General features: G+C 72.5%; 17 protein-coding genes. 7 read left to right on the top strand and 10 right to left on the bottom strand.

Features of this window, described 5'->3' with window-relative positions; translation table 11 throughout:
- Nucleotides 1-3: 3 nt before the first annotated feature.
- The 5 genes from ACE1OA_RS14875 to ACE1OA_RS14855 all read right to left on the bottom strand — a co-directional run bounded on the left by ACE1OA_RS14875 (nt 4) and on the right by ACE1OA_RS14855 (nt 3,966).
- Nucleotides 4-690, bottom strand: a complete 687-nt coding sequence (locus tag ACE1OA_RS14875; protein WP_384875567.1) for an ABC transporter ATP-binding protein — start codon at nt 688-690, stop codon at nt 4-6.
- The gene (locus ACE1OA_RS14870; RefSeq protein WP_384875569.1) at nt 687-1,532 is read right to left on the bottom strand and encodes an ABC transporter permease; all 846 of its coding nucleotides are present in this window, start codon (nt 1,530-1,532) and stop codon (nt 687-689) included. Before ACE1OA_RS14870 ends, ACE1OA_RS14875 begins: the two co-directional genes overlap by 4 nt.
- Nucleotides 1,529-2,884 (bottom strand): ABC transporter substrate-binding protein, encoded by a 1,356-nt coding sequence (locus ACE1OA_RS14865; RefSeq protein ID WP_432752884.1) that lies wholly within the window; start codon nt 2,882-2,884, stop codon nt 1,529-1,531. The genes ACE1OA_RS14870 and ACE1OA_RS14865 overlap by 4 nt, the downstream gene beginning before the upstream one ends.
- A 15-nt stretch (nt 2,885-2,899) precedes the next feature.
- Complete coding sequence (locus tag ACE1OA_RS14860; RefSeq protein WP_356599791.1) at nt 2,900-3,127, bottom strand: 4Fe-4S dicluster domain-containing protein; 228 nt, start codon at nt 3,125-3,127, stop codon at nt 2,900-2,902.
- Nucleotides 3,128-3,195: 68 nt separating this feature from the next.
- Complete coding sequence (locus ACE1OA_RS14855) at nt 3,196-3,966, bottom strand: GntR family transcriptional regulator (RefSeq protein WP_432752883.1); 771 nt, start codon at nt 3,964-3,966, stop codon at nt 3,196-3,198.
- A 260-nt stretch (nt 3,967-4,226) separates the two neighbouring features.
- Here ACE1OA_RS14855 and ACE1OA_RS14850 point away from each other — a divergent pair, with 260 nt between their 5' ends.
- Together ACE1OA_RS14850 and ACE1OA_RS14845 are read left to right on the top strand one after the other, a co-directional pair.
- On the top strand, nt 4,227-5,156 hold the full coding sequence (locus ACE1OA_RS14850) for an AraC family transcriptional regulator (protein ID WP_432752882.1): 930 nt from the start codon (nt 4,227-4,229) through the stop codon (nt 5,154-5,156).
- Between the two features lie 39 nt (nt 5,157-5,195).
- On the top strand, nt 5,196-6,020 hold the full coding sequence (locus tag ACE1OA_RS14845) for a carbohydrate-binding protein (protein WP_386545454.1): 825 nt from the start codon (nt 5,196-5,198) through the stop codon (nt 6,018-6,020).
- A 67-nt stretch (nt 6,021-6,087) separates the two neighbouring features.
- Here the strand turns inward: ACE1OA_RS14845 and fahA are convergent, their stop codons facing one another.
- Entirely contained in the window at nt 6,088-7,323 is a 1,236-nt protein-coding gene (gene fahA, locus ACE1OA_RS14840) for a fumarylacetoacetase (RefSeq protein ID WP_384875577.1), read from the bottom strand.
- 288 nt (nt 7,324-7,611) lie between these two features.
- Here fahA and ACE1OA_RS14835 point away from each other — a divergent pair, with 288 nt between their 5' ends.
- A complete protein-coding gene (locus ACE1OA_RS14835) occupies nt 7,612-8,880 on the top strand; it encodes a peptidase (RefSeq protein ID WP_356599782.1) in 1,269 nt (422 codons plus the stop codon).
- Between the two features lie 76 nt (nt 8,881-8,956).
- Here ACE1OA_RS14835 and ACE1OA_RS14830 read toward each other — a convergent pair whose 3' ends face one another.
- Nucleotides 8,957-10,957 carry a CocE/NonD family hydrolase gene (locus ACE1OA_RS14830; RefSeq protein ID WP_356599780.1) on the bottom strand — a complete coding sequence of 667 codons (2,001 nt, stop codon included), beginning with the start codon at nt 10,955-10,957 and terminating at the stop codon, nt 8,957-8,959.
- A gap of 588 nt (nt 10,958-11,545) precedes the next feature.
- Here ACE1OA_RS14830 and ACE1OA_RS14825 point away from each other — a divergent pair.
- Together ACE1OA_RS14825 and ACE1OA_RS14820 are read left to right on the top strand one after the other, a co-directional pair.
- On the top strand, nt 11,546-12,556 hold the full coding sequence (locus tag ACE1OA_RS14825; protein WP_147976039.1) for a polyprenyl synthetase family protein: 1,011 nt from the start codon (nt 11,546-11,548) through the stop codon (nt 12,554-12,556).
- Nucleotides 12,557-12,673: 117 nt separating this feature from the next.
- Nucleotides 12,674-13,810, top strand: a complete 1,137-nt coding sequence (locus tag ACE1OA_RS14820; protein ID WP_384875586.1) for a LolA family protein — start codon at nt 12,674-12,676, stop codon at nt 13,808-13,810.
- Between the two features lie 121 nt (nt 13,811-13,931).
- On the opposite strand, the gene ACE1OA_RS14815 is transcribed toward ACE1OA_RS14820, so the two are convergent.
- Together ACE1OA_RS14815 and ACE1OA_RS14810 are read right to left on the bottom strand one after the other, a co-directional pair.
- The gene (locus ACE1OA_RS14815) at nt 13,932-15,233 is read right to left on the bottom strand and encodes a M28 family metallopeptidase (protein WP_356599776.1); all 1,302 of its coding nucleotides are present in this window, start codon (nt 15,231-15,233) and stop codon (nt 13,932-13,934) included.
- A 1,413-nt stretch (nt 15,234-16,646) separates the two neighbouring features.
- The gene (locus tag ACE1OA_RS14810; RefSeq protein ID WP_356599774.1) at nt 16,647-17,099 is read right to left on the bottom strand and encodes a VOC family protein; all 453 of its coding nucleotides are present in this window, start codon (nt 17,097-17,099) and stop codon (nt 16,647-16,649) included.
- A gap of 21 nt (nt 17,100-17,120) precedes the next feature.
- Between ACE1OA_RS14810 and ACE1OA_RS14805 the strand changes: the two genes are divergently transcribed.
- Complete coding sequence (locus ACE1OA_RS14805) at nt 17,121-17,738, top strand: CGNR zinc finger domain-containing protein (RefSeq protein ID WP_432752881.1); 618 nt, start codon at nt 17,121-17,123, stop codon at nt 17,736-17,738.
- Nucleotides 17,738-18,097, top strand: coding sequence for an SRPBCC domain-containing protein (locus ACE1OA_RS14800; protein WP_432752880.1), 360 nt, complete (start codon nt 17,738-17,740; stop codon nt 18,095-18,097). The genes ACE1OA_RS14805 and ACE1OA_RS14800 overlap by 1 nt, the downstream gene beginning before the upstream one ends.
- Before the next feature lie 154 nt (nt 18,098-18,251).
- On the opposite strand, the gene ACE1OA_RS14795 is transcribed toward ACE1OA_RS14800, so the two are convergent.
- Nucleotides 18,252-18,716: a winged helix-turn-helix transcriptional regulator gene (locus ACE1OA_RS14795; RefSeq protein ID WP_432752879.1), complete on the bottom strand. Its 465-nt coding sequence runs from the start codon at nt 18,714-18,716 to the stop codon at nt 18,252-18,254.
- Nucleotides 18,717-18,731 lie beyond the last annotated feature (15 nt).

Genomic DNA, 18,731 nt, shown 5'->3' with positions numbered 1-18,731 from the left:
GGATCAGGAGGCGAGGGCCTTGAGCGCCTGGCGGCGCAGGCCGGAGAGGTCCGCCCCGCGCTCGCGCGGCCGGGGGTTCTCCAGGACGACGCCCGTCCCGAGGACGGCGACCCGGTCCCCGAGGAACAGCGCCTCGTCCACGTCGTGCGTGACGAACACGACGGTCGCGCCGGTGCCGCGCAGGACCTCGACGAGCAGGTCCTGCATGTCGGCCCGGGTACGCACGTCCAGCGCGCCGAACGGCTCGTCCATGAAGACGGCGCGGGGCCCCGGCGCCAGGGCCCGGGCGAGCTGCACGCGCTGGCGCTGCCCGCCGGAGAGCTGGTGGGGCAGCCGACGGGCCTCGTCGGCGAGCCCGACGCGGCCGAGCCACTCCGTCGCCAACGCGCGCCGCTCCGCCCGGGGCGTGCGGGCGATCGCCAGCGGCAGTTCGACGTTGGCGCGCGCGGTGCGCCAGGGCAGCAGCGCGTCCTCCTGGAACACCAGGGCCCGGTGGTCACGCGGTGCGGTGACCGTCCCGGACAGCGGTGGGAGCAGCCCGGCGAGGGTGCGCAGGAGCGTGGACTTGCCGCAGCCGGACGGACCGACGACGGTGAGGAGCTCGCCGGGGTCGACGCGCAGGTCGACGCGGTGGGGGAGCGGGTGGCGCGGCCGGCCGAGGGTGACGGCGTCGAGCACGAGGGCGGTCATGACGCCGCCTCGGCTCCGGCGGGGGCGGGCGCCGTCGCGGCCCGGGACGGCCGGACCCGGCCGACCGGAGCCGGCGCCCGGACCCCGGCCGGGGCCGACCGCTGGCCCACCACGCGGCGGCCCAGCCACTCGACCGCCGTGGACGTCAGCCAGCCCAGCGCGCCGATGGTCACCATGCCGACGAAGACCGCCGGATAGTCCACGACCGTGTAGTCCTGCCAGGTGCGGTAGCCCACCCCGTACTCGCCGGAGATCATCTCCGCCGAGATCACGCAGATCCACGAGACGCCGATCCCGACCGACAGACCGCTGAAGATGCCGGGCAGGGCCCCGGGCAGCACCACCGACAACAGCACGCGCGCCCGGCCGCCGCCCATGGTGACGACGGCCTCCTCCCACAGCGGGGGCAGCGCGCGGACCGCGTGCCGGGTGGAGACCAGGACGGGGAAGAACGCCGCCGCGCCGGTGATGAACACGATGCCCTGCTCGTTGCTCGGGAAGAGCAGGATCGCCACCGGCACCAGCGCGATCGCCGGGATCGGCCGCAGCACCTCGAGGATCGGGCCCAGCAGGTCCTCCACGAGGCGCGAGCGGGCGATCGCGGTGCCCAGGCCGATGCCCGCGAGGGCCGCCAGCGTGAAGCCGGTGACGATCCGGGTCAGGCTGTCGCCGAGGTCCTGCCAGTACGCGGCCGTCACCAGGCGGTCGGCGAAGGCGTCCGCGACCTCCGTCACGGTCGGGAACTGCTCGAACCGCAGCCACAGCGTGACGTCGTAGGACGTCAGCGCCTGCCACACGGCCAGCGCCGTCACCAGGGACACCACCCGCAGCGCGTACCTCATGACGCCAGCGCCTCGGCGTAGGTGACCTGCCGCGCCCCGGGGTGCGCGGCCCGGTAGGCCCGCGCCCCGGCCGGGGTCACGAAGGGCTTGAGCTCCGCCCCGTCCGCCACCCACACCGCCCGGTCCGCGAACCAGAGGGTGCCGGTCACCGCGTCCGGGACGTACGCCGCGCGGACCTCCGCCCGGTGCGCCGCCACGTGACGCAGCGCCTGCGCCGGCGTGTCGAAGGAGACGGTCCGCTCGGCCTCCTTCAGCCACACCTCGCTGCGCGCCGCCGGAGGCGGCGTGGCGACCTGGCGCGCGTAGCCGGAGCCGTACGCGCCGCGGACGAAGCGGTCGTCGACGAAGGCGTCCACGTCCACCTCGTCCACCAGCCCGGCCGACTTCAGCACCGGCACGTCCTCCTTGAGCGCGTCGATCAGCCGCGGCTTGAGCGACGGGTCGAAGGTCGCGATGCCGTTCGGGCCGTTGTAGAGGTGGACGACCTCCGCCGGGAGGCCGGTGGCCCTGCCGACCTTCTCGCTGGCCGCCACCGGGTGCTCGCGCAGATACGCGGTCGCCGAGATCTGGGCCCGCACGAACGCCTCGACGATCTCCGGGTGTTCGCGTGTGAACGCCTCGCGGACCGTCACCCCGTGGAAGGTCGGCAGGTCCAGCTCGCCCCCGTCGTAGAGCGCCTGCGCCCTCCCCTGGAAGGCGAGGAGTCCCGGCCACGCGACGAACTGCGAGAGGGCGTCCACACTGCCGGCCGTCAGCGCCGAAGCGCCCACCGCTGGCTGCTGGTTGAGCTTGCGGACGTCCCGGCCGGGATCGATACCGGCACGCTGCAGGGCGCGGACGAGGGTGCCGTCCGCGGCGGAGCCGACGCTGGTCGACACCTTCTTCCCGCGCAGGTCCGCCAGCGAGCCGAGCCGCGAACCGGGCGCGGTCACGACGGTGTTGAGGGCGCCGCGCAGGTTGTACCCGGTCACCGAGACCAGCCGGGTCGGGCGCTTCGCGGTGACCCCGCGGGCCGCGTTCAGGAGCAGCGGGAAGTCACCCATCGAGCCGATGTCGATCTTCCCGGCGGTCATCTGGGCGGTGATCGGCGCGCCGGTGGCGTAGTCCTGCCAGACGACCTTGTACGTCCGGCCGTCCTTGGCGCCCTGGGCGCGCAGTTCGCGTTCGAAGTGGCCGAGGGAACGCAGCAGCGTGCCGGCCGTGACGGTGTTGATGGTCTTGGACTGGTAGCCGACGGTCACGGTGACCGTCCCCTCCTCCCCGGCGCCCGCCCGTCCGCCGCACGCGGCGAGCGGGACGAGCAGGGCCAGGGCGAGGAGCGGCGCGACGCGGGCGACGCGGTTCGAGGGCATGGGATGCGGGACCTCTCAGCGGAGCAGATAGGGCATGTCGACCGTGACGGCACCGGTGGGACACCGGGCCGCGCACGGGCCGCAGTACCAGCACTCGTCCACGTGCATGTACGCCTTGCCGCTGTCGGGGTGGATCGCGAGGGAGTCCAGCGGGCACATCTCGACGCACAGCGTGCAGCCGTCGATGCACTTCGACTCGTCGATGGTCACGGGCACGTCGGCCCGCTGGGGCGCCAAGGGCATGGCTGTCTCCGGGAAGTGGCGGGAAAAGGAGGGGAAGGGGCGGAGCAGGGGAAAGCCGGGGGAAGAGGTCAGGCCGTGCGGTGCATCAGGCCGCTCATGGTGATCCGGTCGCCCCGGAACCGGATGAACTCCAGGTCCACGGGACGGCCGTCGGAGAGGTGGGTGAGCCGGTCCAGCATCATCAGGGCGGCGCCGCGCGGCGCCTGCAGGACGGCGGCGGAGTGCGCGTCGGCGTTGACGGCCTCCAGGGTGATGTCGGCGTGACCGAGCGGCTGCCCGGTGAGGGTCTCGAGGAGCCGGAAGACGTCGGTGTTCTCCAGGTCGCAGTCCAGCAGCCCCGCGCCGACGTCCATCGGGACGTAGGTGAGGTCGAGGGAGAGCGGCAGGCCGCCGAGGCGGCGCAGCCGTTCGATGTAGAGGACGTCGGAGTGTTCGGGGACCCCCAGCCGGCCCGCGACCGGCGCGGGGGCCGGGACCGGGCCCGCGGTACGGACCTCGTTGGTCACCGGGCCGTGCTCGCGCAGGGTCTCCGCGAGCCCCTGGAGCCGGTCCAGGCCGTGCGGGTACTTCTCGCACACCACGACCGTCCCCACTCCCGGCTGCCGCTCCACCAGGCCCTCGGCACGCAGCAGGTCGAGCGCCTGACGGACGGTGTTGCGGGAGACGCGGTAGTCGGAGCCGATGCGGTCCTCCAGGGGGAGGACCCCGCGGGGGAAACGGGCGGCGAGGATCTGGTGGCGCAGGAGGTCGGCGAGCTGTCGCGCCTGGTCCGCGCGCAGCCGCCGACGGCGCGCCGCGGCGACCGGGACGGTGTGCTCACGAAGGCGTTCGGCTGGCATGCGACGGACCATACCGACGACGTGCGCGGGATGGTGTTGCCACAGTGTTGCGCCACTTCGACACTCCACCGGAACGGCTCTGACCTGGGGAGACGCCGTACGGGCGGGAAGATCTGCCAGGCCGCCGTCCACTGCGTGGACGGCCCGACCGGGGCAGCCGCGCACCGCACGCACGGTGGCCCGCTGCGGCCCGTCCGTGCCAGGCTGAACCCCCGAGACTGGTCTGGACCTGTAGCCCACGGAGTCGAGGGAGACGGACGATGCGCGGCACCACCGTGTTACCCGGAGCGCCCTGCCACATCCCGCGTGCGGGAGAGCCCCCGCTCCACCGCCTCGAACTGCTCCTGCCCGGCGCCGCGCCCTTCGCCGCCGGCACCTTCGACACGATCGGCCCGATGTCCCGGGCGGCCTTCCCCCACCGGCACACCTTCTACGAGATCGTGCACGTCACCGAGGGCGCCGGCGCCCACGTCGTCGACCTCGCCCGCAGACGGCTGCGCCCGCCGCAGCTGGAGGTGATCCTCCCCGGCCGGATCCACCACTGGGAGGACGCCGCCGGCCTGGACGGCTCCGTCGCGCTCTTCACCGAGGACTTCCTGCTGGACCACCCCGGCGACCGGGACGTGCTGCGCCGCCTGGCCGAACTCCCCCCGGCGACCCTCGACGCCGCCGCGGACGCCGGGATCGCCCGCCTGATGACCGACCTCGCCGAGGAGTACCGGCACGGGGCCCCCGGCTTCGAGTCCGTGCTGCGTTCCCTGCTGCACGTCCTGCTCGTGCGCGCGGGACGGCTGGCCGGCCCCGGCGCACCGGCGCCCGCCCCCGGCCGGCCCGCGGCGCTCGCCGCACGCTTCGCGCGGCTGATCGCCCCCACCGGGGCGGGCCCGTGGTCCGTACGGGAGTGCGCCGAGCGCCTCGGCGTCACCACCGGTTACCTCACCGAGTCCGTCCGGGCCGCCACCGGCCGCACCCCCGGCCCGCTGCTGCGCGAGGCCCGCGTCGCGGAGGCCCAACGCCTGCTGGTGCGCACTGATCTGTCGGTCCATCAGGTCGCGGTCCGGACCGGTTTCGCCGACCCCGCCTACTTCTGCCGCTTCTTCCGCCGGGAGACCGGGAGCACCCCGGGGGACTTCCGAAAACACCATGACGCCCGCGCCCGGTCCATCGAAGTGCCCGACGGCCCTGCGTAGGTTCGTGGCCGACCCCGCAGCCCCCCACAAGGAGCAGGCATGGACGGCGAGAACACCCCGGCACACCCCAGCCGCAAGACGGTTCTGCGCGCCGCGCTCGCGGCCGGCATGGCGGCGCCGATCGCCCTCATGGGCGTACCGGCCCTCGCGCGCACCCTCACCGACGGGAGCGCCGCGCCCGAGCTCACCCCCACGTGCGACGACGGCGACGACCCGACGCCCGCCCAGACGGAGGGGCCGTACTTCAAGCCGGCCTCGCCCCTGCGCACCTCGCTGCTGGAGCCGGGCACGCCCGGCACGCGGCTGACCGTCAGCGGCTACGTCTTCGGGCTGGCCTGCAAGCCGATCGGGGGCGTGCTGATGGACTTCTGGCAGGCCGACGTCAACGGCGCGTACGACAACACCGGCTACCGGTTCCGCGGCCACCAGTTCACCGACTCCACCGGGGCGTTCGCCCTGACGACCGTCGTCCCCGGGCTCTACCCGGGGCGCACCCGCCACATCCACGTCAAGGTGCAGGCGCCCGGCCGGCCGGTCCTGACGACCCAGCTCTACTTCCCGGGCGAGCCCCGCAACAACACCGACACGATCTTCGACCCGCGGCTGCTGATGACCGTACGCGACGCGGGCGGCGCGAAGGAGGCGGCCTACGACTTCGTGCTGAACGTGCCGCAGGACCCCGGCCCCACGCCCACGGCCACCGCGACCACCCCGCCGCCCGGAGGTGCCTGGGCGGCCGGTACGGCCTACCAGGCGGGGGCGCGGGTCGGCTACGCGGGACGGGGCTACGTCTGCCTCCAGGGCCACGTCGCCCAGCCGGGCTGGGAGCCCCCGTCCGTCCCCGCCCTGTGGCGGGCGGTCTAGGGCCCGGCGGTCCGGGCCCTCGGTGCCCCGGGCTCTCGGTGCCCGGGGCTCCCCGTTCCGGCGGGTGTCAGGAGGTGGCGGGCGCCGGAACGATCCGGCCCGTGACCTCGCCCAGGCCGACCTGGGTGCCGTCCGGACCCGGCGCCCAGGCGGTCAGGGTGACCTCGTCGCCGTCCTCCAGGAACGTCCGCTTGCCGGTGGACAGTTCGAGCGCGTCGCGCCCGTTCCAGGTCAGCTCCAGCAGGGAGCCCCGCTGGTGCACCTCCGGTCCCGAGACCGTGCCGGAGCCGTAGAGGTCGCCGGTCCGCAGCGAGGCGCCGTTCACCGTCATGTGGGCCAGCTGCTGCGCGGCCGTCCAGTACATCGTCGAGAACGGCGGCTCGGACACCACCTCGCCGTTGATCCGCACCGTGATCCGCAGGTCGAAGCCGCCCGGCTCCTCGTCGGCCGCGTCCTCCAGGTAGGGCAGCAGGTCGAAGTCGCGCGCCGGCGGGGCGACCCGGGCCGCGTCCAGGGCTTCCAGGGGCGTCACCCACGCCGAGACCGACGTGGTGAACGACTTGCCGAGGAACGGGCCGAGCGGCACGTACTCCCACGCCTGGATGTCGCGCGCCGACCAGTCGTTGAGCAGGGTCAGGCCGAAGACGTGCTCGCGGAAGTCCGCGAGCGCCACCGGCGTGCCCAGCGTGGACGGGGTGCCGACGACGAAGCCGACCTCCGCCTCGATGTCCAGCTTCACCGACGGGCCGAAGACCGGTGCCGGGTCGGTCGGCGCCTTGCGCTGCCCCGAGGGCCGCACCACGTCGGTGCCGGAGACCACGACCGTGCCCGCGCGCCCGTGGTAACCGATGGGCAGGTGCTTCCAGTTGGGCGTGAGCGGCTCGCCGTCCGGGCGGAAGATGTGCCCCACGTTCGTGGCGTGGTGCTCGCTCGCGTAGAAGTCGACGTAGTCCGCGACCTCGTACGGCAGGTGCATGGTGACCGCGCCCAGTGGGTGCAGCAGCGGCTCTATGTCCGGCCGGTGCGCGGGTACGGTCACCCAGGCGGTCAGCGCCCTGCGCACGTCGCGCCAGGCGGTCCGCCCGGCGGCGAGCAGCGGGTTCAGGCTGGGCTGCGCGAGGAGTGCGGCATAGGGGGAGCCGAGCGCGTGTGCCGCGGCTCCCGCGTCGAGGACATGCCCGCCGATGCGGACGCCGACCCTCCGCCGGCTGGGCTCGTCGGCGGTGGAGAAGACGCCGTACGGAAGGTTGTGCGGGCCGAAGGGATCGCCCTCGGCCAGGTCGAGCGGGGACTGCTCGGGCATCGGTGCTTGCCTCGCTTTCCACGGGTGTGGGGGACACGTTACGGGTCGGGCGGCGCGACGCAGATGACATGGGTCACACAAAAAGTGGGGCCTCCGTGCACAACTGTCCATGTTCAGGTGCTTTATGCGTCCTGTGCGGCGACTGTGCCTCCGGCGGCACGCAATTCCCCCTATTCCGCGGCCATATTCGGGTCATACGATCACTGCTACGTCGTGCCGCGTGTCATCTCCGCGGGCGCGACCCCCCATTTCTTTCTTCTTCACCCAGAACCAGAAAAAGGGTCCGACTTGAAGATCCGTCGCATACTCGCCACCGCCGTGGCCGCCGCCGTGACCACGCCGGTCGTGCTCCTCTCCGCCGCGCCCGCGTTCGCCGACACGAAGCCGGCCGCGCAGACCCAGAACCAGAAGCCGACCATCGAGCAGCTCAAGCTCGCGGTCGCCGCGGCGCAGAAGACGTACGACGCCTCCGTCATCGCCGAGTCCGAGGCCCAGAAGACCTTCGAGGCGCTGCTGAAGACGCTGGAGCCCGGCGGCACGCACCCCACCGCGATCGCGTACGACGCGGCCGTGAAGGCCGCCGAGAAGGCCGCCGAGGACAAGACGAAGGCCGACCAGGCCGTCGTGGACGCCCAGGCCAAGCTCGACGCCGCCGCCACCGACGAGGAGAAGGCCGCCGCCCAGCTCGTCCTCGACGAGGCCAAGGCGACCGCCCAGACCGCCGCCACCGCCAAGGTGACCGCCGACGCGACCGTCGTGCGGACCCGCGGCGCGGTCAGCGACGCGCGCGTGGCCGGCTCGCAGGAGCTCGCCAAGGTCCAGAAGGCCAAGGAGGACGCCCGCAAGGCCCTCGACGAGGCCAGGAAGGCGCTCGCCGACGCCGAGGAGGGCGCCGACGAGTGCCTTGAGGACCGCGCCTTCACGGCCGTGCTCACCGGCCCGAAGAAGGTCGTCGCCGGCACCTCCGCCGACTACACCCTCAAGGTCACCAACGGGACGAAGAAGGTCGCGGACGAGGCGATCGTGGACGCCTTCGTCACCGGCTTCGACAACAAGACCTTCGGCCCGCTGGACAAGTACCTGGACCTGAAGTGGTCCACGGCCGCCAGCCCGAAGTGGCAGTCCGTCGACGAGTCCGAGGGCATCGACCTCGGCACCCTGAAGCCCGGGACCCGCACCGACCTCAAGTTCAGGCTGACGGTCGACGCCAAGGCCCCGGCCGGCCAGGGCCTCCTGTTCGCGATCAGCGCCTACTACAACGCGGACGACTCCTGCGGCGTGTCGGCTCCCGCCGTCTTCGAGTTCGACGTCGCCGCCAAGCCGAAGAAGCCCGCCCCGGGCACCTCCGGCGGCGGCAACACGAACACCACCGGCCAGGGCGGCACCTCCACCACCCCGGTCAACGGCACGGGCACCACCGGCACCACCGGTTCGCTCGCCAGGACCGGCTCGAACGACGCCGTCCCGCAGATCGCCCTCACGGGCGCCGCGGCCGTCGCGCTCGGCGCCGGCGCGATGTTCGTCGTCCGCCGCCGCAAGGCCGGTTCGCAGGCCTGACCCGACGGACACTGATGGACGAGGCCCGCATTTCCGCGAGGAATGCGGGCCTCCCCTTTTTCCGTACCGAGGGAATTCATCCAGCCGTTCGCGGAATGCGCTTCTCCCACGTCCGGTGGAAGACCACTTCGTCACCGTCCTTGCACACCACCTCGTTCGACGTCAGGAATGCGTCCGCGTCGCAGCCGATCTCCGAACGCGTCTCGATCGTGACGTTCCAGGCGGACTCCGGCCGGTGCAGCCGGATCGACCAGTCCGAGCGGCTGTGCGCCGACAACGGGTCGTCCTCGACGATCGTGTACGTCTCCCGCGCGTCCTCCGTGAATTCGAGACCGTCCGGATAGACCCGCGTACCGCCGTACCGGGGGTCGACCTCCAGCCGCCACTCGCCCTTCGCCACGTCCCGCACCACCAGCCGCTCCGGCCGGGGCTCCTCCAGCGTCGCCGGGAAGCCGACCCACAGCGGCGGGGACTGCTCCGGCTCCTCCCACTCGACCGCGTCCTCGGTGGGGCGCCGGACCGGCAGCGTCAGGTGCGAGGCGGCGGGGTCGAGGGTGAAGCCCGCCGCGTCGGGCTGCGGCCAGATCCACGGCCAGTACGCGGAGGAGACCGCGAGGCGCACCCGGTGCCCCGGCGGGAAGGCGTGGCCGATCCCGTTCAGCTCGAAGACGACGTCCTCGCTCTCGTCGACCCGCGACTCCACCGCACGGTCGCGGCCGTAGCGGGCGGACAGGTTCAGCACCCCGCGGGTCACCAGCGTCGAGGAGCCGTCCGGGGCGACGTCGCACAGCCGGGCGATCACCTGCCCGGTCGGCGCGGTGGTGCGCAGCGACAGACTCACCCGCGGCCGGCCCAGGACCTCGATCGGGCCGCCGTCCGGCGGGACGGTGAAGTCGAAGCACGCCGAGCGGGCGTCCTCGTCGCGCTGGTCGGGCGGCAGGTCGGCGTCGTTGCCGAACGGGAAGAAGCGGCCGGCGTCCAGCCCCGTCTGCTGCGGGGAGTCGACCACGACCGGCGCGCCCTGGAAGGCGTAGTCGACCGGGGTGACGTTCGGCGACGGCCAGGCGGGGTCGGCGACCCAGCGGCCGGGCAGCTCCCCGTACACGGTCGCCGGCGGGTGGGACCCGCTGATCCACGAGCGCAGCATCGGCTCGGCCATCACGTCGTTCTCGACGCCCTTCAGATGGTGGTCCCACCAGCGCAGGGTCTCCTGCAGGAAGCCGATCGCGGGTCCGGGCGGCAGGCCGCGGTCGGGGTACTGGTGCGACCAGGGCCCGATGATCCCGCGGACGCGGTCCTGGGGCAGGTGCTCGGTCAGCCGCAGCACGGTGTCCCGGTACGGGTCGTGCCAGCCGCCCACGGCGAGGACGGCCGCGCGGATCGCCCCGTAGTCCTCGCAGACGCTGCCGCGCCTCCAGTAGTCGTCGCGGGTCTGGTGGGACAGCCAGGTGTGCACGAGCGGCTCCACGGCCGCCAGTCGCCGGAGCCACAGCGCGCGCCACTCCTCGCCGACGTGGCGCGGGTCCGGCGGCCGGCAGACGAAGGCGAGCATCGTCGCGGCCCAGGCGTGCATGTCCACGGCGAGGACCGAGCCGCCCATGTAGTGGACGTCGTTGTCGTAGCGGTCGTCGGTCGAGCAGACGGTGACGATCGCCTTCAGCGGCTCGGGGGCGAGCGCGGCGATCTGGAGCGAGTTGAAGCCGCCCCAGGAGATCCCGAACATGCCGACCCGGCCCGTGCACCACTCCTGAGCGGCCAGCCAGTGCACCACGGCCACGCCGTCGGCCAGCTCCACCGGGTCGTACTCGTCGCCCGGCAGCCCCTCGCTGTTGCCGTGGCCGCGCACGTCGACCCGCACCGAGGCGTAGCCGTGCCCGGCGTACCAGGGGTGCCGCTGCCAGTCCCGGGGCGCGGTCCAGTCCGTCAGGCGGTACGGCAGGTACTCCAGGAGGGCCGGGACCGGCTCGTCGGTCACCGGCCGCCAGATCCGCGCATAGAGGCGGGTGCCGTCCGGCAGCGGGATGCGGACGTCCTCGTGGACGGTCTCGTAGGGGAACTCGGTGCGGATCTTCGTCACGGGTACCTCACGGCTGCCTCGGTGGACGGGGTGCGTGGCGGCGCAGCCGGGGCGCCGGGGCGGACTCGGCGAGAGCGACGGTGCCCGTTCGCGCGGAAGCCCGTGGCCGCCCGGCGCGTCGCTCCGGGGCCGGGGCGGACTCGGCGGCGCGCTTGCGCCCGGCCAGGTGACGGCGCCCGGCGACGTACCGGATCAGGCCGGAACCCAGGCCGGCGGCGGCGGCCGGGAAGCCCCGCCGCCGGCCCCGGTGCGCGCCGGGCCGGGTAGTGATCGGCGGTCCGGCGAAGGCGCGCGGAGAACCCCTCCCGGACCTCGGGGCCCGAAAGCGCGGGCAGCCCCCTCGCCCGGCCGAAGAAGGCATGATCGTCTTCTACGGGCGGCTGCTCGCCGCTCGTCCCACTGCCGATCGTTGTTCGAGACAAATCGCCCACTCCCGGTCGTATCGACTGATCACGAACATACCGGGGGTGGCGGGAAGGCGCCCATGGTGATCGAAACGCGACCGGATACGCTGACTTGAGTGATTCCAGCGACACATCGACAATCCGTGTGATCGGCAGCAGGCTTCAGCAGACAGGAGACCCCCTCGTGACCGTCGTCGGGCCGTTCGGGCTGAGCGTGCGGGACCAGGCTCTCGAAGCCGATGTCCAGACCGGACTCGCGGCTGTGGAGGCGGGTCTCCTCGACGCCACCAAGAGCGAGATCCCCTTCATCACGGAGGCCGCGCAGCACCTCGTCCTGGCCGGGGGCAAGCGCTTCAGGCCGCTGCTCGTGATGCTCGCCGCCCAGTTCGGCGACCCCTACGCGCCGGGTGTCGTGCCCTCGGCCGTCGTCGTCGAGCTCACCCACCTCGCCACGCTGTACCACGACGACGTGATGGACGAGGCGGACGTGCGCCGCGGCGTCGACAGCGCGAACAGCCGCTGGGGCAACTCGATCGCCGTCCTCACGGGTGACTTCCTCTTCGCCCGCGCCTCGCACACCCTGGCGGACCTCGGACCCGAGGCCGTACGCATCCAGGCCGAGGCGTTCGAACGGCTCGTCACCGGCCAGATCCTGGAGACGGCCGGACCGCAGGGCGACCGCGACCCCGTCGACCACTACCTCGACGTCCTCGGCGGCAAGACCGGCTCCCTGGTCGCCGTCTCCTGCCGCTTCGGCGCGATGATGTCCGGCGCCGACGAGGGCATCGTCGACATCCTCACCCAGTACGGCGAGCGGCTCGGCGTCGCCTTCCAGCTCGCCGACGACGTCCTCGACATCGCGTCGGACTCCCACGAGTCCGGCAAGACCCCCGGCACCGACCTCAGGGAAGGCGTCCCGACCCTCCCCGTGCTCCACGTACGGGCCGCCGCCGCCGCGCACGGGCGCCCGGACGACGTGGAACTCGTCGAGCTCCTCGACAGCGACCTCACCGACGACGTACGGCACGCCGAGGCCCTGCGCCGGCTGCGGGTCCACCCCGCCCTGGAGCAGGCCCGCCGCGACACCGTGCGGTTCGCTGAGGAGGCACGGGCCATGCTGGCGCCGCTGCCCGAGGGGTACGCGAAGGCCGCCCTGGAGGAGCTGTGCGACGCGGTGGTCCACCGCGCGGGCTAGGGACTCTCAGGGTCCCGTCATCCCGTAGCAGTACGTGAGGTTGAGCCCGGAGTCTGACGATTCCCCACCCCCGATTTGGTCAGATGGATGTCATCGACCACGGAGGTAGGACAGACCATGGCACCGAACGAAAACCGCAGGGCGAGCCGCTACATCGTCCCGGTCGCGGTGGCCGCAGTGGCCGCGGCGACCATCGGCCTCGTCCCGGCGCTGGCCGCGTCGGGTGACCCCGACCTGCCGGAGATCACGGCGCAGGAACTCGTCGAGAAGATCGCCGCGTCGGACACCCAGGCGCTGTCCGGCACGTTCAAGATCAGCACGGACCTCGGCCTGCCGTCCTTCGCCGGCCTGGCCGGCGGCGCCGGGGGCTCCTCCTCGGCCGACCCGCAGGAACGGCTCACCGAGCTGTTCTCCGGTACGCACACGCTGCGCCTCGCGGCGGACGGCCCGGACCGGCAGAAGGTGACGCTGCTCGACGGCTCGGACGAGTACAGCCTGATCCACGACGGCGACGACGTCTGGGCGTACGACAGCAAGTCGAACGAGGCGTACCACGAGAAGGGCGACGGCCCGGGGAAGGGCGGCCCCAAGGCGGGGGAGAAGCCGGAGACCCTGCCCAGCACGCCCAAGGAGCTCGCGGACGAGATCCTGAAGGCCGCCGAGGGCACCACGTCGATCACGGTCGGCGGGACGGCCAAGGTGGCCGGCCGCGACGCCTACCAGCTCGTCGTCAAGCCGAAGCAGAGCGGCTCGACGGTCGAGTCGGTGAAGGTGGCCGTCGACGCCGCCACGGGCACCCCCCTCAAGTTCACGCTCTCCTCGACCGAGGGCGGCAAGCCCGTCGTCGACGCCGGCTTCACGAAGATCGACTTCGGCAGGCCGGCCGCCTCCGCCTTCGCCGCGCCCAAGGGCGCCAAGGTGACGGAAGGCTTCCCGGAGGGCGAGGACAAGGGTCCGCAGGGCCTCGGGGACCTCACGGGCCTGGGGGACTTCGACGGCGCGAACGTCATCGGCGAGGGCTGGACGACCATCGCGAAGCTCGACACGGGCGCCCCGGCGCCCAAGGACTCCGAGGTCCCGGCGGAGGCCAAGGGCTTCCTCGACGCCCTCGGCGACAAGGTCACCGGGAAGTTCGGTTCGGGCACGGTCTTCAAGACCAAGCTCGTCAACGCCCTGATGACGGACGACGGCAAGGTCTACGTCGGCGCGGTCACCCAGGACGCCCTGGTGGACGCGGCGAACGCGGGCCGGTAGGACACCGCGGGACTGGTTGCCCGGGTGGGTCGGGGGCAGTCCTTCACCGACCCACCCGGGAGAGTGTGCGTGCCGTCCGGCCAGGGGCCGGACGGCACGGACGTGTGCGGCGACGAACGGCTCAGAAGGTGAGCTTGAAGTTGTTGATGTAGCCGGTGTCGACCGACGCCTTGTCCTGGACGCGGAGCTTCCAGGCGCCGTTGGCGACCTCGCTGGAGGCGTTCACGGTGAAGGTCTGGTTGATGTTGTCGGCGCTGCCGCCGGAGCGGTTGCTCAGGCTGTAGACCGATCCGTCCGGCGCGACCAGGTCGACGATGAGGTCACCGCGGTAGGTGTGGACGATGTCCACGCCGACCGCGAGGTTGCTCGGGGCGTTGCCGGTGACACCGGTGACGTTGACCGTCGAGGTCACCGCGGCGCCGTTGTCCGGGATGGACACGTCGGCGGTGTTCTCGAAGACCGTGCCGGGCGGCTGGGTCGTGCCGGCCGACAGCGTCCAGATCGCGTGGGCGATCGCGTCGCTGTTGCGGTCGAGGGCGGTGTCGTTGATGTTCGACGTCGTGTCGCACGACGAGTGGTAGCAGCGGTCGAAGGCCGTGGCCGTGCCGCCCCACTTCTGGACCTGCGCGCTGCTCTTCACGCGGCTGGCACCGGTGAACAGGCCACCGACGGGGACGCCGACGTTCTTGAACGACGCGTGGTCGGAGCGGCCGTCACCCTCGGTCTCGATCTCGGTGGGGACGCCGAGACCCGCGAAGTAGCTCTTGAAGGTCTGCTCGATGGTGGGGTCGTCGTCGTAGACGAAGTAGCCCGGGTTCGGCGACCCGATCATGTCGAAGTTCAGGTACCCGGAGAGCTTCGAGCGCTCGGTGGTGGGCAGCTGGCTGACGTAGTACTTCGACCCGACGAGACCGAGTTCCTCGGCGCCCCACCAACCGAAGCGCAGGTGCTTGGTGGGCTGGAGGCCGGCCCGGGAGACGGCGAGCGCGGTCTCCAGGACGGCGGCCGAACCGGAGCCGTTGTCGTTGATGCCGGGACCGGAGGTGACCGAGTCCAGGTGGGAGCCGGCCATCAGGACCTGGTTGGGGTCGCCCCCCGGCCAGTCGGCTATCAGGTTGTAGCCGGTGGCGCCGCTGGAGGTGAACTGCTGGACGGTGGTGGTGTATCCGGCCGCGTCCAGCTTGGCCTTCACGAAGTCGATCGACGCCTTGTAGCCGGTACGGCCGTGGGCGCGGTTGCCGCCGTTGGCGGTGGCGATCGACTGGAGGTCCGCGAGGTGCTGCTTGACGTTGGCCACCGAGATGTCGGGTGCGGCGAGCACGGCGTCCGGCTGCGCGGTGGCGGAGGGGGCCGAGGTGCCGAGCAACCCGGCGAGTGCGAGCGCGGCGACGGCGCCGACGCGTCTGGGCACGGAGAACTTCATGTGGGGGCTCCGGATTCCGAACGGGGATGGGACGGAACGTGCGAGACGCCCCGCGGCATGGGTGCCACGAGGCGCTGGAGCTGTGCATGGTGCGTTTGTGCGGCGTACGGCTGTGCGTGCTGAATGTTCAGCGAGGGTTTGACTTCCCGTCAAGAGCGGAAACCGGTCACGCGGGTTCGCTCACCGGACGCCCACATCCGCCACGGCCTTCTCCGCCTGGGAGCCCGGATGGGGTGCAACTGCCGGAGGGGCGGGGAAGGGAGGGGGCTTGGGGTGGGCGGGGGAGGGGTCTTTGCGCTGGGGGCCTGAGAGGGGGGCGGGGACTTGGCGAGGGCGCTTGGTGTCGTCCGGTCTCCCTTTGTTTCTGGTGGTTGGCCGCCCTCTCTCCGAGTGTGGCAGCCGGGTCCGTGCCCTCAAGGGCGCTCCTTCGTCGCGTCGCTGCGCGATGGGCTGCGCCCACCCTTGACCGCCCGGCCCCGGCTGCCTTTTCACACTCGGAGGGCGGCCCGGGGGAGGGGCATCCGCTCCGGGGACCGGTGCCTCTCGGGCGCCGTCGGCGGCCATCGGCTTTCGGGGTGGCTTCCCGCACCCATTGAATGGGGCGGCTGGGCTTGGCTTAGCGGGTGCTGCTCGTTTCTCGGCTGGGATTCATGCCCCGCTGGTCAATGTCCGGTGGTGGGTGAAGCCAAATCCGCAGCCGCCATCGCCAGTTCGGGTCGGGGGCCAGGGGCCAGGGGGCCAGGGGTCAGGGGGCGCGGGGCGCGTGGGGCGGCGGTCGCACGGATCCCATCCATCCCACCCATCCCATCGCCAGTCCGGGATCGGCTGCTCAATGACGCTACGGCGTACATTAAGCCGCCCGAGAGTCCGATATGCCCGTGAAGTCCCTTATCCCGTCCGGGTTACCGCAAGTAATGTACGCGGTAGCGTCATTCGGGAGTCCCACTGCTGGCGAAGGATCGAGACCGGACCGGAGAGCGGCCGGCTTGAGACGTCACCCCTTCCAAGGCCTCCTCGGATTCGGCTTCACCTCCACCGGAGAGTGACCAGCGGGGCATGAATCCCAGCCAGGAATCGAGCAGCACTCGCTAAGCCATGCCCGACCGCCCCATTCAATGGCCGCGCTGAACCACCCCCGGGCCCGACGGACGCCGACGGCGCCCGGAGCCCACCGGGCCCCGGAGCGGATGCCCCCTCCCCGGGCCGCCCTCCGAGTGTGAAAAGGCGGGTGAAGGCGACGGGTCAAGGGTGGAGCGAAGCGAAATCGGCGAAGCCGACGCGACGAAGGAGCGCCCTTGATGCGGCGCCGTAACCCGCCACACTCGGAGAGAGGGCGGCCAACCGCCAGAAACAAACGGAGACCGGCCCACCCGAAGACCCCAAAGGGCTCGCCCCCAAGCGCCCCCACCCCCCTCAGTGCACGCAGAACTCGTTGCCCTCCGGGTCCGTCATCACCACCCATGAGCCGCCCTGTTCGTTCACCCGGCGCAGGGTCGACGCGCCCAGGTTCTCCAGGCGCCCCACCTCCGCGTCGCGGGTGTCCGGGGCCGGGTGGAGGTCGAGGTGGAGGCGGTTCTTCACCGACTTCTCCTCCGGGACCCGCTGGAAGAGGATCCGGCGCCCCAGGCCCGTGTCCGAGGCCGGGTCGTGCGGGTCGTCCGGATGGCGGACGGCGGCCAGATCTCGCCATGCGAGGCGGTCGTGGACAGTGAGCGTCGCCTCGGCCGGCGCGGCGCCCGTGTCGAGCAGGCGGGTGATGAGCGCGCTGTGGTCCTCCTCCCGGTAGCCGAGGGCGGCCGCCCAGAAGGCCGACTGGGCGTGCGGGTCGGCGGCGTCGATCACAAGCTTCCAGTGGAGTGGAGTCATGTAACCACTTATACTGGTTACATGACCGAACCCGCCACCGGAATGACGCTCCGGCACCGCGACGGACAGCGCTTCCGCTTCGACGCCGGGGCGCTCTGCCTGGAGCTGCTGCTCACCGGTGGACCCGGCCCGGTCGCCGCCCACTACGAGGTGCTGGATCGCGTCGAGGGGCTGCTGGACTGGATACGGGAGTGCCGCCTCGCCCCCGGGCTCGACGTCACGGTCACCGCACCCGAGCTGGCGGCGGTCCGGGACGTGCGTGACGCGCTGTGGCGCCTGGCCGGGGCCCGCGCGTCCGGCGCCGCCTGGGACCGCTGTGACCCCCGGGACCTCGGGATCGTCAACGCGGCCGCGGCTCACCCGCCGCTCGTCGCCCGGATCGCCGCCGACGGCACCCGCGCCTGGGCTCCGGGGGCCACCGGCACCGGCCTCCTGGCGACGCTCGCCCGGGACGCGGTGGACCTGCTCACCGGCCCCCATGCCGACCGGATCCGCGTCTGCGGTTCCGACAACTGCGCCCTGCTCTTCGTCGACACCTCGCGGCCGGGCCGCCGCCGCTGGTGCTCCATGGACCGCTGCGGCAACCGCCACAAGGTCCGGGCCCACCGGGCACGGACCCATCCGGAGGGAGAAGCGTGATGCCCGTGGGACTCACCCGTGACGCCGGCTGGGAGGTCGGCGTCTCCAGGACCCTGCCCCTGCCCGTCGGGACCGTCTGGGACTTCCTCGTGAGCCCCGAAGGTGTCGCCTTCTGGCTCGGCCCCGGGGCCGAGCTCCCCGTGAAGGGCGACGGGGTGCTGCGCAGCCTCCGTCCCGGCGACCGGATCCGGCTCGGCTACGGCGAGACCGTCCTCCAGGTCGCCGTCTCCGCGACCGGGGACGGCCGGACCGTGCTCCGCTTCCACCAGGAGCACATGGCGAGCGCCGAGCAGCGTGAGCGTCAACGGGCCCACTGGAAGGGCGTGATGACACGGGTCGAGAGCGCCCTCGTGCCCTGAGCTCTCGCGCCCGTCCTCGCCCTCGTGCCCTGATCCCTCGCGCCCGTCCTCGCCCTCGTGCGCCCCGGACGCCTCGCGTGCCGCGTGCCGAACCCGCCCAGCCCGCCCAGCCTGTCTCGCCCCCCTCCGGGCATCTCGCCGTGGGCCCGCGGGTTCACGCCCCGCGCGCCGCCTCCGCCGCCTCCGCCGCCTCCTTCGCGTCGTACGCCTCGCGGGCCGCCGCGATCTCGTTCTGGTGGAGTTCCGTCCACCGCACCAGGGAACGGATCGTCGTGTGCAACGTGCCGCCCAGCGGCGTCAGTTCGTAGTCCACCCGGGGTGGCACGACCGGGTGCACCGTGCGCTTCACCAGGCCGTCCCGTTCCAGCTGGCGCAGGGTGACCGTCAGCATGCGCTGGCTGATCCCGTCGATCTCGCGCCGCAGTTCGGTGAAGCGCAGCCTGCGGCGGTCGAGCAGGGCGATCACCAGCAGCGACCACTTGTCGGCGACCCGGTCGAGGATCTGCCGCACCTCGCAGTCCTCCCGCGTGTCCCACTGGAAGGGGTCGGTGTCGCCGTATTCCGCGTCCCGGGCGGTGACTTCGCAGTGACTCGGTGACTTCGAAGTGCCTTCTTCCATGGCACGCGATGCTGC

The sequence above is a fragment of the Streptomyces sp. JL2001 genome (genome assembly GCF_050917515.1).
GTDB lineage: Bacteria > Actinomycetota > Actinomycetes > Streptomycetales > Streptomycetaceae > Streptomyces.
The sequence above is the reverse complement of the archived record's forward strand: the minus strand, read 5'-3'. Positions and strand labels throughout refer to the sequence as shown.

Coding starts and splice junctions, on each gene's coding strand:
- ACE1OA_RS14795 (WP_432752879.1), bottom strand. CDS start 18,716: ATGGAAGAAGGCACTTCGAAGTCACCGAGTCACTGCGAAGTCACCGCC.
- ACE1OA_RS14805 (WP_432752881.1), top strand. CDS start 17,121: ATGACCGAACCCGCCACCGGAATGACGCTCCGGCACCGCGACGGACAG.
- ACE1OA_RS14810 (WP_356599774.1), bottom strand. CDS start 17,099: ATGACTCCACTCCACTGGAAGCTTGTGATCGACGCCGCCGACCCGCAC.
- ACE1OA_RS14845 (WP_386545454.1), top strand. CDS start 5,196: ATGGACGGCGAGAACACCCCGGCACACCCCAGCCGCAAGACGGTTCTG.
- fahA (WP_384875577.1), bottom strand. CDS start 7,323: ATGCCCGAGCAGTCCCCGCTCGACCTGGCCGAGGGCGATCCCTTCGGC.
- ACE1OA_RS14870 (WP_384875569.1), bottom strand. CDS start 1,532: ATGAGGTACGCGCTGCGGGTGGTGTCCCTGGTGACGGCGCTGGCCGTG.
- ACE1OA_RS14800 (WP_432752880.1), top strand. CDS start 17,738: ATGCCCGTGGGACTCACCCGTGACGCCGGCTGGGAGGTCGGCGTCTCC.
- ACE1OA_RS14865 (WP_432752884.1), bottom strand. CDS start 2,884: ATGCCCTCGAACCGCGTCGCCCGCGTCGCGCCGCTCCTCGCCCTGGCC.
- ACE1OA_RS14850 (WP_432752882.1), top strand. CDS start 4,227: ATGCGCGGCACCACCGTGTTACCCGGAGCGCCCTGCCACATCCCGCGT.
- ACE1OA_RS14815 (WP_356599776.1), bottom strand. CDS start 15,233: ATGAAGTTCTCCGTGCCCAGACGCGTCGGCGCCGTCGCCGCGCTCGCA.
- ACE1OA_RS14820 (WP_384875586.1), top strand. CDS start 12,674: ATGGCACCGAACGAAAACCGCAGGGCGAGCCGCTACATCGTCCCGGTC.
- ACE1OA_RS14855 (WP_432752883.1), bottom strand. CDS start 3,966: ATGCCAGCCGAACGCCTTCGTGAGCACACCGTCCCGGTCGCCGCGGCG.
- ACE1OA_RS14875 (WP_384875567.1), bottom strand. CDS start 690: ATGACCGCCCTCGTGCTCGACGCCGTCACCCTCGGCCGGCCGCGCCAC.
- ACE1OA_RS14860 (WP_356599791.1), bottom strand. CDS start 3,127: ATGCCCTTGGCGCCCCAGCGGGCCGACGTGCCCGTGACCATCGACGAG.